The organism is Pelosinus fermentans JBW45 (assembly GCF_000271665.2).
GTDB lineage: Bacteria > Bacillota > Negativicutes > DSM-13327 > DSM-13327 > Pelosinus > Pelosinus baikalensis.
This window is the reverse complement of the sequence record NZ_CP010978.1, coordinates 1,747,181-1,759,521: the sequence shown is the minus strand read 5'-3', so window position 1 is coordinate 1,759,521 and position 12,341 is coordinate 1,747,181. Positions and strand designations below refer to the sequence as shown.

The 12,341-nt window shown below is 38.6% G+C and carries 16 protein-coding genes and 1 riboswitch; of the genes, 3 read left to right on the top strand and 13 right to left on the bottom strand.

Translation table 11 applies throughout. From position 1 onward, the window contains the following. The 7 genes from JBW_RS07380 to cpaB form a co-directional block, all read right to left on the bottom strand. On the bottom strand, positions 1-405 hold the full coding sequence (locus JBW_RS07380) for a TadE/TadG family type IV pilus assembly protein (protein WP_007959550.1): 405 nt from the start codon (positions 403-405) through the stop codon (positions 1-3). 89 nt (positions 406-494) lie between these two features. Continuing rightward, on the bottom strand, positions 495-692 hold the full coding sequence (locus tag JBW_RS07375) for a Flp family type IVb pilin (RefSeq protein ID WP_007959548.1): 198 nt from the start codon (positions 690-692) through the stop codon (positions 495-497). Positions 693-749: 57 nt separating this feature from the next. Beyond that, entirely contained in the window at positions 750-1,709 is a 960-nt protein-coding gene (locus tag JBW_RS07370; RefSeq protein WP_007959547.1) for a type II secretion system F family protein, read from the bottom strand. Between the two features lie 3 nt (positions 1,710-1,712). Continuing rightward, positions 1,713-2,834, bottom strand: coding sequence for a response regulator (locus tag JBW_RS07365; protein WP_007959545.1), 1,122 nt, complete (start codon positions 2,832-2,834; stop codon positions 1,713-1,715). Between the two features lie 23 nt (positions 2,835-2,857). Then, complete coding sequence (locus JBW_RS07360; protein WP_007959544.1) at positions 2,858-3,694, bottom strand: AAA family ATPase; 837 nt, start codon at positions 3,692-3,694, stop codon at positions 2,858-2,860. A gap of 9 nt (positions 3,695-3,703) precedes the next feature. Then, positions 3,704-4,978 carry a type II and III secretion system protein family protein gene (locus JBW_RS07355; protein WP_007959543.1) on the bottom strand — a complete coding sequence of 425 codons (1,275 nt, stop codon included), beginning with the start codon at positions 4,976-4,978 and terminating at the stop codon, positions 3,704-3,706. Between the two features lie 12 nt (positions 4,979-4,990). Continuing rightward, positions 4,991-5,872 carry a Flp pilus assembly protein CpaB gene (cpaB, locus tag JBW_RS07350; protein WP_007959542.1) on the bottom strand — a complete coding sequence of 294 codons (882 nt, stop codon included), beginning with the start codon at positions 5,870-5,872 and terminating at the stop codon, positions 4,991-4,993. Between the two features lie 116 nt (positions 5,873-5,988). Then, positions 5,989-6,072, bottom strand: a riboswitch (cyclic di-GMP riboswitch). Positions 6,073-6,303: 231 nt separating this feature from the next. On the opposite strand from cpaB, the gene JBW_RS07345 reads away from it, so the two are divergent. Next, on the top strand, positions 6,304-6,951 hold the full coding sequence (locus JBW_RS07345; RefSeq protein WP_007959541.1) for a prepilin peptidase: 648 nt from the start codon (positions 6,304-6,306) through the stop codon (positions 6,949-6,951). A gap of 102 nt (positions 6,952-7,053) precedes the next feature. Here JBW_RS07345 and JBW_RS07340 read toward each other — a convergent pair whose 3' ends face one another. Further along, positions 7,054-7,404: a hypothetical protein gene (locus JBW_RS07340; protein WP_007959540.1), complete on the bottom strand. Its 351-nt coding sequence runs from the start codon at positions 7,402-7,404 to the stop codon at positions 7,054-7,056. Positions 7,405-7,765: 361 nt separating this feature from the next. Here JBW_RS07340 and JBW_RS07335 point away from each other — a divergent pair, with 361 nt between their 5' ends. Next, entirely contained in the window at positions 7,766-8,155 is a 390-nt protein-coding gene (locus JBW_RS07335) for a hypothetical protein (protein WP_007930770.1), read from the top strand. 111 nt (positions 8,156-8,266) lie between these two features. On the opposite strand, the gene JBW_RS25245 is transcribed toward JBW_RS07335, so the two are convergent. The 4 genes from JBW_RS25245 to JBW_RS26180 all read right to left on the bottom strand — a co-directional run bounded on the left by JBW_RS25245 (position 8,267) and on the right by JBW_RS26180 (position 10,370). Further along, a complete protein-coding gene (locus tag JBW_RS25245; protein WP_071882479.1) occupies positions 8,267-9,133 on the bottom strand; it encodes an IS3 family transposase in 867 nt (288 codons plus the stop codon). Between the two features lie 26 nt (positions 9,134-9,159). Next, positions 9,160-9,846, bottom strand: a complete 687-nt coding sequence (locus JBW_RS25240) for a helix-turn-helix domain-containing protein (protein ID WP_045820599.1) — start codon at positions 9,844-9,846, stop codon at positions 9,160-9,162. Positions 9,847-10,052: 206 nt separating this feature from the next. Then, positions 10,053-10,190: a hypothetical protein gene (locus JBW_RS25235; RefSeq protein ID WP_007953989.1), complete on the bottom strand. Its 138-nt coding sequence runs from the start codon at positions 10,188-10,190 to the stop codon at positions 10,053-10,055. A gap of 3 nt (positions 10,191-10,193) precedes the next feature. After that, a complete protein-coding gene (locus tag JBW_RS26180) occupies positions 10,194-10,370 on the bottom strand; it encodes a viroplasmin family protein (RefSeq protein WP_419177839.1) in 177 nt (58 codons plus the stop codon). 178 nt (positions 10,371-10,548) lie between these two features. Between JBW_RS26180 and JBW_RS07315 the strand changes: the two genes are divergently transcribed. Further along, the gene (locus JBW_RS07315; RefSeq protein ID WP_007953991.1) at positions 10,549-11,175 is read left to right on the top strand and encodes a LysE family translocator; all 627 of its coding nucleotides are present in this window, start codon (positions 10,549-10,551) and stop codon (positions 11,173-11,175) included. A gap of 288 nt (positions 11,176-11,463) precedes the next feature. Here JBW_RS07315 and JBW_RS07310 read toward each other — a convergent pair whose 3' ends face one another. Beyond that, positions 11,464-12,096 (bottom strand): LysE family translocator, encoded by a 633-nt coding sequence (locus JBW_RS07310; RefSeq protein ID WP_007953993.1) that lies wholly within the window; start codon positions 12,094-12,096, stop codon positions 11,464-11,466. Positions 12,097-12,341 lie beyond the last annotated feature (245 nt).

Here is a 12,341-nt window from a genome sequence, read left to right as displayed (position 1 = left end):
CTATTCCTCCTTGCGCATCGTTAATGATGATGAAATTTTCTCGGGAAATATGCTTTTCCAAAAGCCACTTTCCATATTTAACCATGCAGTCAATTTAACTGTAACGTTCTGCCCGTCTGATGTATCTTTTTCATTTTCTGATGCTATTGTCATTTCAATAGCATCAGAATCAAATGTATAAACACTTGTCAAAAACGTCTTATTACTATAGCTTTCTTTTATTTTATCAAGGGAAATTCCCACAGATGCCTGCCGAGTAATATCACGGGTCATTTCATTTAAAGTCAGATAGTCATGAAAAAACATTCCCAGGTAGGAGAAGCCATACATCATAAAAATAAAAAAAGGGATAATAATTGCAAATTCAACCATGGCTTGCCCGCGTTTATTCCTAAGATAACGCATGTAGAAAACCTCCTTTGCAAATTCCTTAAAGAAGAAACAGTCTCTTGTCCACCAAAAGACTGTTTCTTTCTTATTGCTAAATAAATTCCTTATAAAGGTACAATCGTCTTGGCCTTTGTCATAATGTTAGTAAACATATCTTTTATCCCTTTAGAAAGTACCCCCTCCGTACCGGTCAACGTAAGTCCAATAGCAACAACAACAGCAAGAATTACAGCATATTCCACCATGCCCTGACCTTTCTCATTCAAATAACGCATTTTGAAATGGTTTAAATAAGTTAACATAAAACATCCTCCTTAAATTAATATAGAGTTTATGTAAAAGCCTATTAAACATAAGCTTTAAACATCAATATTGACAATCCTACGTATAATCAAGAAGCCCACTAACTCAGAAATAACCGCGCCTGCTAACATGATACGACCAATAGGCTCTTCAATAAATGGCCGCATATATCCTGGATTAATGATGGAAGCAAAGACTGCAATTCCAAAGGGCAGCGCCGCCAGCACCCAGCCGGAAATCCGCCCCTGGACTGTCAGTGTCTTGATTTCCCGCTTCATTTTAATTCGTTCATTTATGGTTCCGGCAATAGTATCCAGAATTTGAGCCAGGTTACCGCCTACCTGACGCTGAATGAGGACGGCGGTAACAGCAAGGTCCAGATCTGAGCTTTGCACCCGTTTCCCCATATTAAGCAAAGCCGTTTCTGTATCTGCCCCCAGACGGATTTCCGCTATGGTCTTAAAAAACTCTACAGAAACCGGTGGTTTCATCTCTTTAGCGATCAAATCCATAGCTTGCATAAAGCTGAAACCGGAACGCATGGCATTAGACATCATGATCAGCACATCACCCAACTGATTGCTAAACTCCTTCTGCCGGTTGGTGATCCGGATATTGAGATACAGAAAACATCCTAATCCTGCCACTATACCAAAGGTGATGGCATAGAGCACCTGCATGGTCAGCATCATTCCAAGAATGCCTACTGCGAGAACTGCAACACCAACAAGAGCAAGAAACTCTGATCCCAGCAAGGGAAAACCAGCCTGCTGCATCTTGACTTCAAGACCTTTTGCCTGAGGTGCCCCACGGACTTTCAAGCCTAAATACCGGATGAACTTCATAAATTTTTCAACATGGTCGTTTTTCTTCTCGGCATCGTTCATATCCCTTGCATCTCCGGTATAACGCAGAACTTTGCGAGTGATATGGGTTTTTCCTCTGCCGTAATATTCAATTAAAACCAGGAAAATGATAAATACCAGCATGCCGCTGAGTAAGGCTACGATCAGCATAATTTATCCCACCTTATGCGGTCTGCCACAAATTTTGGCGGCCAGCAGATCAATACTTCGAGCCAGAGGTGATCCTGGTTTGATATCCACGGCCATTCTTCCATTATTGGCGGCTTCCGAAACAAGCAGGTACTCATTCGGCAGAATACTGCATACAGGATATTCGATCAGCGTTTCTAATTGCTGCTGTTTTTGTATATCACATGGCTCGACTCTTGTAAAAATGGTCTTTACCTTAGTCTCATAATCCGGCCATGCTTTAAAAATATCTAAAGCCCGCCGCATGTGCTTGTCTTCATAACCTCCACTGATCATCGAAACAAGATAAACCTGCTCAGATGCTTCGGCAGCGGCAACGGAAATGGGATTAAAAGCTGATGGGACATCAACTAAAATATAGCGAAACAAACTGCGGGCCATGCTAATCATCTCAGCAAAAGCTTTCGGGCTAACATCCTCAGCAAATTCGGGGCGTTTTGTGCCGCAAAGCACTCTGACATGATCTGCAATCGGCATAAAGTAGGAATTTAAGGAAATGGGCGACAAGAATTTAATATCCCGCGTTGCTTCCACAATCGTACTTTGGGGATCCAGATTAAAGAATACGGCCATATCGCCGAACTGTAAATCGGCATCAATAATGGCCACATTCTGCCCGCTTTTTTGCGCCAGAGCCATCCCCAAATTAGCAATCAAAGTTGTTTTGCCGCTTTTTCCTTTGGGACTGAAAAAAGTCATGACTTCACTGATCATCCCCATGCCGCTGTTGCCAAAGGTATTGATGGCGGCAATCAATTCATCACTGGTAAATGGCTTAATTAGATACCCTTTGGCACCTGCTTTGACAACGGTACTGGCCGCCTGGGCATTCCACTGACTGCTCAGGGCCAGTATCCCCGCTTGGGGAAATGCACGCACAAATTCTCGTACCAGCTGCATACTCTCCTGGGCATCAATATCTAATAAAATTAGATTAGGGACAAAAACACCGCCTTGCCCTAAAGCTTCCCGCGCATCCATGGCTCTGGAAACAAGCTGAAAGTTCTTTGTATTTCGCACTACACTGGACAAACGCTCCATCATAATGCGATTTGATTCAATCAGCAGGACACGATATTCCGGCATGGCTATTTCCTCCTTTTCCTTTGTTATTTAAATAATCGCTTTACCCAAGACGATAGTGAGGCATTTTTCCTGCTGCTTCTTTGCCGCGCACGATTTGTATATTTCTCAATCAGCTCCTGCATTCCCCTGCTTAAGGCTGTCTCTTCATCATTAATGACCAAGGGAATCCCCTGATGAATCGAATCAATGGCAGTTAGAAAATCATTGGGCAAGATATGGTAAAAACGCTCTTCCAATAGCTGCTCAACATCCTGCAGTTCAATATGGGTTTTGGAATTGCTGCGATTTAGAACAAACCGGATTTTATTTTTTTCATAGCCGATACTGCGCATGGTATCATAGCCAACTTTCATATTCTTAATCGTAGGAATAAAATCCACAATTCCGACAAACGTGATCATGGTACTCAAATCCATCACTGCCAAATTCAAATCACTAAAGGTCGCTGTCGTATCAAGCACCACATAATCATATTCCCCACGAATTCCAGCAAGCACCTCAATCACAGCCTGGGTCGAAATGTTATATGCCTCTTCCATTTTTTGTGGTGCTGCCAATACGGAAAAAATTGTATCTTCATATTCATAAGGTGTCATGTATTCACCGTAATCCAATTGACCTACAGTATTTTCAGCCGCCTTTTGAGCGTCATAAATCGTCTTTTGGGGAGACAAATGCAGATAATTGCAGATATCACCAAATTGTAAATCCAGATCTACCACACAGACTTTGTAGCCGCTTCTCGCCAGCTCAGCCGCCATATTAATACTCAACAGTGTTTTTCCAACAGCAGATGCAGTACTAAATACCGTCATGATGATACCGCTTCTGATTTCTTCTTCCACCTTTTGCTTCACCACGCTTTATCTTTACTTTGTATCTGTTTCCTCTGCTTTTGATCCATTCAGCAGCTTCTTCATTTCATCTGACATGTTAATCGGTGTTGTCTCATCTACCAGCGTTGGTGTCACTAATATAATAATTTCTTTTTTTTCCTTGCTTGTAGCCGTACTACGGAAAAACTTTCCTAATATAGGGATGTCACCCAAAAACGGAACTTTTGTAACCTGTTTGCCATCTTCTGAACTAAGAAGTCCGCCAATCGCCATGGTGCTGCCTGACGACAGGTGAATGACCGTTTCTGCTTTGCGTGAACGCAGAGCTGGTATCGACAAGCCATTGCTCAGATTAATTGCCGCCGCTGAAGAGCTGTCAAGCGTACTTACTTCAGCATTCACCTTACTTGTAATTTTATTATCTGCATTAACATTTGGTTCGATATTAAGTTTAATGCCATATTCCCGCCATTCTACAGTAATCTGACCATCGGAATTACTCATTGGAATTGGAATTTCACCACCGATAAGAATATTTGCTTTTTCACCACTCATGGTAACCATACTTGGCTGGGATAGAATTTGGGCATCACCATTTGTGATTAATGCCTGGAGCGTTGCATTGATATCGGCATAACCGCCCATCTTTGACTTGGATGAATCACGTGAATTAGAAAAAGTCTGTCCGAAGCCAAACATGCCGGTTTGCCCGATTGTTACGATTCCGCTCTCTTTATCAATATCAGAGGCATTTGCATACTGTATGCCTAATTTTTTCACTTTATCTGTGGAAATTTCCAAGATTTTCGCCTCAATCTGAATTTGATCAGGATGGGTCATTTCCAGCAAATTAATAACCTTTTCACCATACATTTCTGCTATTTTTTCTGCACGGATTTTTTCCAGCTGATTTTTGACTTTGCCCTTGAGCAGAACCTTATTGCCTATCTTTTCTACGTCAACCCCTGCATAGCCGATCATCTTTTCCACTGCCATCGAGGTTTGGGTATCATGATCACGTATGTTAACTGCGTATTCCTGACGCATTCCATCATTTGTCCATATGTATAAGGTCGTTGTTCCCATTTTTTTTGCAACAACAAGCATCTCAATTTGAGAAATTATGGTTATATCCGCAATTTCCGGATTAGCAATTGCAACTCGTGTAATCTCCCCGCCGGTAGTAAGGCATGTAGACTGGTTTACATCCATTGAAATACTTACTTGAGCCATCGCAGTCCCTGCCATGAAGACCATAGCCCAGGCGAGGAAAATTAGTCCTCTGCATATTTTTGGTATTTTCTTCATTGCCATTGCTCCTTATCGTACCTCAACTGTATTCACCACATTGCCGCGAATAACAGGGATACTGTATGACGGTATTTTCATTACTGGCATTTCCTGAGGCAAAGGAGCCTGAACAGGTCTATCTGGCGCCGGTTCTGCCGTTGCCTGTCCATACTGATGAGCCAACACTTCGGTTTGGAGAATAAAGCTATCTTTAGGTTTAAAGGGGCGAAGCACAAGATAGATTGTTCCCTGTGACTGGGCCACGGCAAGCTGGACTGCATCTTCTGGAGAAACTGCCAACGTTGCGGTTGACATTTGTTCTTTTTTTGCCTCTTTTTTGTCATCTACTATATCGCTGCTCTTATTAATCGCCAGCAAAAGGATACTCTGTAAAATCATTTCACCTGAAATCGTATTTTTGTGGGTCTTATCCGTAATCAGCATTACATCTACATAATCTCCCGGTTTGGCAAAACCGGAAATCCCTGTTGTATCTGTAATGGAAATGGAAATTGCGCGTTTATCATAAGGAATACTGCCAATAAACCCTTCCATCCCGGTATCGGTGAATAATTTTTTCGCCGTTACGGAATCACCTTGAAGAATTTTAATTTTAGTAGTTTTTCCCACTGCGGATTTCAACTCCATAACTGCATCGGGTTGTATCAACTCTGTTGGCATCTGAACGGTTTTCAGCATTTCTTCTTGTATTACGCTTCTTTCAGGAATATCCTTAACCGCTATAACTACATCTGTAAATACTTGTGCCTTTTTCTGCTGATGATCTTCTAATCCTGACAAATAAAAATAAAGCAGTAATGCTACTAAAAAACTCGCCGCAAAAGCCAATAGAATCAGCTGCTTCGGTGTCATTTTTTCCATTACACTTTTGGGCAGTTCAGACAAATTCAAAATAAATCCTCCCAGCAACAATCATATGTAATTTTTTTACCAAAATATCCCTTTTATCTAAAACGTAAAAATACCCGGTTGCATAAAAAGGATACAACTAAATGTATATCATTTATTTATGCAACCAGGCTGTCATAGAATAGCTCTTTAGACCCACGGCTTTGCGTCCTTATCTTTCGATAAGTTTGCCAATTATTCATATTTTTTCTTTCTCTAATATAATTGTAAATATTTATGATAATAATAATTCATTCTGGCAAAATTTACAAGGCCCTTCAACGAAAAACAAATAAAAATTTAACAAACCATAACAATTCTCGATGCATATAACTAGCAGAAACTTTTCCCCTTTCTTATATTTTCTTTATTTTTATTATATAATGAACATAAATGCCAGATAGCAATCTGGTACCTTTGAAAGGCGGACCTCCATGCCTGAACAAATTGCATTTTTATGTATGCTTTTATTGTTTGTGATCTTTACACTCATTGTAAGTCAAGTGCTATCGAAAATAATGCAATACTATTTATGCCAATCCATCTCTATTCTAGAAAAACCTGAGAAGCTGCCAGGCTCTCATACCAAGCGAAAAATAAGCTTATTTGGTTTGCTTTTTTTCTTTTATAGCCTGAGCTATTATTTAATGGTTGATGGATTGCAGCTTGCTATTTTATGGATATTCATCACTTTCATGGTACTCATCAGTATCATGGATTTTGAACAGCAGGTCATTTTGGACAAGATTCTTTTCCCCTTGCTTGTATTAGCCTTGTGTTTTTCATCATTTTTACCAGCGTTACTTTTAAACCGCCTTTTTGCCGCAGTGATTGGCGGCGGTATTTTATTGTTTTTAGCAATTGTAACCAAAGGCGGTATTGGCGGCGGTGATATCAAACTACTTTTTGTCCTCGGACTCTGGCTAGGTACTGATAAATTATTATTTACCTTATTTCTAGGTTTTTTAAGCGGCGGATTGGTTAGTGCCGTATTACTGCTCGGGAAAATAAAAAAAACCAAAGATACTATCTCTTACGGTCCTTATTTCGCACTCAGTGCAATTGCCACTTTATTATGCTGAATAATAGTGCCACACATCAGAGACTTTTCAAATCACTAAGTAGGGCATATTCCACCCCTATAGGCGAATTTAAGATAATAGGGCGGTCAATGCTGCCCTTTATTATTTTTTATTCCAAGGCTTAAACGCCTTGATTTTATCTAGCATTCCAGTAGTATTACCATCAAACGTAATTGCTCTATCATCAAAAATAACCACTGCTGGCGGTTTTTCATCCGTTACATCGTCGACTTGTATTTGATATTTTTTCAGCCATGCCTTTATTGCTTCAATTCCTCCTGGCTTATAGCATCGTGAAGAAACAACAACCACCCGATAGTGCTTACGAACTTCTGTTATAGCTTCCTTAATTCCTTCTACTGGTGGATCAGGAATGATATCTGCCCCTTGCCAACGACTCGTATAGCTATTAATTACTCCATCAAAATCGAATATTACAGTTTGCTTGCTCAATTACATTCCTCCTTTCTATTAATTTGCCTCAACAGGACTGATTTTATTATAGGATTCATGGTTATTACCAATCCCAATAACCTTCATGTCATTTTCTAAGACCGCTGCTATTCTTTTTTTCTTTTTCCACCATAGAAATAAACAGGTCCATACTGGGTATAGTTTTCCTGGATGTATAGCATCTGTAGTTAGCTGCCTAATCTAGTTTCTATCTTTTTAGCACCGCGGGCGATTGGACTCGCCCACGGCTGTAATATTCTTATTATTTTCATGATGTTAGTCTCCTTTTTTATTTATGAGCAAATAATAATTTGATTATGGGTTAGAATAAAAAAACAACAAATTTATGGAGGGATCATATATGGCTGATGCCGACAAGTTAATGCAGGAAGAGTTTATGCCTTTTTATAAGCGTACATTTGAAGCGTTTATGAATAACCATAGTTCGCTATATTCAATTGCCGAAAAAATAATGTCTGACAAGAAGAACCACATAGGGATACGCATTACCCTAAACGAAAGTACCATTGGTGAGTACACTGTTTATTTCAATGGAGCAACCATTTCTCATCTTGAAGCTGGGGCACTTTCTTCAGAAATACATACTCCTTTTGGAATCGTTAAGCCATATGTAATTCTTGAAAAAAGTACTGTTGAAAACATGATTGCAGATGAACCGAATTTTATCAAAGATCCAATTACGACTAAAATGAAATACGTCCATAATGTTACTATAAAGTTTTTAAAATGAGTAGATGAGGCTGTCGCATTAGCGATATAATAATGGTGTGCTACCCGTCAAGAGGACAATAAAAAATAATAAATTTTTCTATCGCCAGCCTGATAACGGTTGGCGATATTTTTATGCTGCCAATCTATAATGATTATGGTATGCCATTGGTGTCATTACATTTAACTTGCGTTGCAGACGTCGATTATTGTAGTAATCTATGTAATCAGTTATAGCCTCCACTAGATTATCTCTATTAGTGAAACGATGACCATAATACATTTCTCGTTTCAAAATTCCCCAAAATCCTTCCATTGGTCCATTGTCAATGCAATGGGCTACTCTGGACATACTTTGCTTCATGTGATGATCTTTTAAACGCATATGGAATTGAGCACTTGTATATTGATAACCACGGTCGCTGTGGAACAGCGGATGAGCCTCCGGTTCCAAACGAACAGCTTCATCAAAAGTATCCATAACCAATGGATTATCGTTATGATTACTAATTTTAAAGGCTACAATTCTGCGGTCGTATAAATCCAGGATGGCACTCAGATATATCTTGTGAACTTCAATACCGATATAATATTTGAATTCAGAAACATCCGTAAGCCATTTTTCATTAGGCATATCAGCGTGGAATTCACGGTTTAAATAGTTTTTTGCGATGTGGTCCGGATTTCGAGCAGATCTGGTACAACTTTTTGGTCTCCATTTAATGGTGGATTGAATTCCTTTGTTTCTGCAAATACGAAGAACGCGTTTATCGTTCACAACAATTTTGTAATTTACATCCAGCTCATCACGAATACGGCGGTATCCCATATCTGGATGTTGTTTATGGATAGTATATATTTCTTCCGAAATACGTTCATTCTTAATTTCACTATCACTCTTTGGATGATTGAGCCAACGATAATAAGCAGAGCGCGTGATTTTAAGATATTTACATAATTTTTTTGTTGGATAGCCTTTGGTTGAAGATAATTCCTTGATAGCTATATAGGCTGTAAGGTACTGTACTAAAGATAGTGATCCCTCCTCTCCAGTTCCCTGACTTTTTTTAACAGATCATTCTCCATTTGTAGATCGGTGTTCATTCGTTCCAACTCTGCAATCTTATCCCGTAGCTCTTCTTCTGGACTACGACTTGGCTGCGAACCAACACGGTGACCACGTCTGTCTTCAAGTCCAGCCCTTCCCATATCTTCATACTTTTTGACCCAGTTTCGAATCTGTTGATAAGAACAATTGTATTTGCTTGCCATTGCTCCATAGTTTTTATCATTCATTAAACAATCCTTGACTACCTGTAATCGTTCTTCAGGAGTTGTTGTTCTTGCTTTTGTCATGTATGTACCTCCAGTGGATTCTTTAAGTATTCCACCAGAATTATACACCTTTATCCAATCACAAAGTTGCTTGTTAGAACGAATATCGTACTTTTGACAAATGTCACCAAGTGATCCTTTTCCACTCAGATAGTCATTAACCGCATTCATCTTTAACGTTTTTGAATAACTTCGGTTCTTGGTTTGATTAAGCAATCCGATAGGACCTTCTGCTTTATATATTCGCACCCATCTCTGCACACTTTGGTAGGCTATGTTTGCAATTCTTCCCGCTTGTCTAATGCCAATTTTGCCATTCAGGTATCGTTCAACAATTTTTACTTTTTCTACTGGATCAATCTTACTTTTTCTAGACATAGAAATACCCCCATATAGGACTTTTATATTTCAGTGTCCTATATAGGGGTAGCATATCATAATATCGCTGACGACAGCTTTTCTCTTGCCAAAGCCAAGCAATTCTCTTTTAAAATTGAAGATAGTATTATTTGGAATAAAAACGGGGCACAAGAAAAAATACATATGTAAAGTCCGCCAATTACACTGGCGGGCTAACCTAAAAGTTATCTATGACAATCATCTTTATCAGCCAATTCACGAATTATTCGAAAGAGCTCGCGTTCTATTCTTTCTATCTCTTCGACTTCAAGTTCTAATCTTTCTATTTTATTTTCTTCTTCGTGGCAATTTCCGTGTGACATAAATTAACACCTCCTTGTTATAACATAATATGTTTTTGAGGTGTTAAAAGTGATAAAACACAAAAATATCGTCAAACTCATAAGAGCAAGGTGGTGATTTTTAACTTGTTGTTGACACTCTTCCCACGTGGTGTAAACCCCAGGGACTCTGCCTTTCTTGACAGCATAATAATTTTTCATTGGCATTAAAGTTCTCCTTATTGAAGGACTTCCGTATGTTAGGCGAAAAGTTGTCAAAAGTCAAGACATTAGATACTTTTCTAAGAACATTCTATATTTTTTAATATAGTCATATTGAAGTTTCTATGTTAGAATTGTAAATAATAAAAGTGTTGAGGTTTTTAGTAGGAGGTACACTATGGATAATCTGATACTTTACTGTTTCATAGCTATGGCGTTTATCATGATGCCTGGTGCTGACTTTACGCTGATTATGAAAACAACTTTAGCAAATGGACGCAAAGCAGGAGAAATCACTGCTTGCGGAATAGCGGCAGGATTAATTATTCATACGACTACCGCAGTATTAGGTCTATCGGCAATCATTGCAAAATCAGCTTTTTTATTTGATATAGTTAAGTACATTGGAGCGGCATACCTATTTTACCTTGGCGTTACATCGTTTAGAGCGACTGACGCTCAAGAGGGGTACGATGCTACAGATAAAGAAACAACAGAGCATGGGAACAAATGGAAAATTTTCATGCAAGGAGTTTTAGCTAATGTTCTTAATCCGAAAACCGTTATTTTCTATCTGACATTTTTACCGCAGTTTGTTGTTCAATCAAAGTCGGTTATGCCACAGCTCATTATGCTGGGTGTAATCTTAGTTATTCTATCACTTGCTTGGTTTATTTTTTTGGCATACGCACTTGGATACATCCGTAAATATTTTGATAACCCCGTATTTAAGAACAGAATGCAAAAGGTAACTGGAGTATTACTGATTTCATTTGGTTTGAAACTAGCTTTAGATAAAAAATAGTTCTATAAGCAACATTAGAGCAAGGTTTACGGAACACTCTGTAAATCTTGCTCTTTTTTTATTGGAAAGTATGTAGTTCAAAAATGAGTGTCTGTCTTTTATAGTGTCATAAGTTTAAAATTGTGACAATGGACTGAAGGTTACGCCACTAAAAAATTCGGTGCCAGACGAAGCCTATATTTATAACCAGAAGATTTATTCATTGTTGCCCAGAATTATACCATAAACCAATTTCAGCGCCATTATGACCGATTATATCTTCGTTAAATAGTTATTATAATAGTTTTACTAGTTTTCGCTAAACGCAATTTTCACTCCGAGAAGCGCAAACAAGGTTCCTTGTAAAAGGCTAATTTTTTCAGATATTACTGGATTTTTACAGAGATACGACCCTAATTTTCCTGCAAAAATATTCATTAGGCAAAAGATTAGTAAAGTTTGAAGCAAAAATAAAAAACCAAAAATAAGCATTTGTTTGGGAACATCGCTTGTAGAGTTATCAACAAACTGTGGTAAAAATGCGAGAAAAAACAATGAAACTTTGGGATTTAAGATGTTCATAATTATTCCTCTTTTATATATCAATTTAAAACTAACCTCTCTGCCACTCCTCTGTGCATTGTCATTGAAATTTAATTTACCTTCACGAAATGTTTTATATGCCAAAAATAATAGGTATGCTGCTCCAGCATATTTTATTAATGCAAAGGCCAACGACGATTGATAAATTATTGCTGATATCCCAACAGTGGCCGCCGTAATATGAACAATGAGACCTGTACACAGCCCAAGCAGCAAAGCCATACCTGCTTTTTTGCCTTTTGAAATACTATAAGTTAGAACGCAAAGATTATCTGGTCCTGGCATTATGGTAAGTAATATAGATACCCCCAGAAAAGACATAATCGAGTAAAAGTCCATCTTTTATTTCCCCCTTCCTATTTTATGACATTATAGCATACAAAACCACCAGGGAGAAATTCTTCTAAAATGGTCCAATGGTAGCATCGGTGTCATGTAGATAATCATCTGGCAGTATTTAATGTTTGAGAGCCACCATATGCCTTCATCGACACATACTCTGGAGATATAGTGATTACTGTTCTAAAAATGTAAAAGCCCTTCGGCGGGGCTTTTTGCTAGTTATTCATAGTTCATTCTTTGCA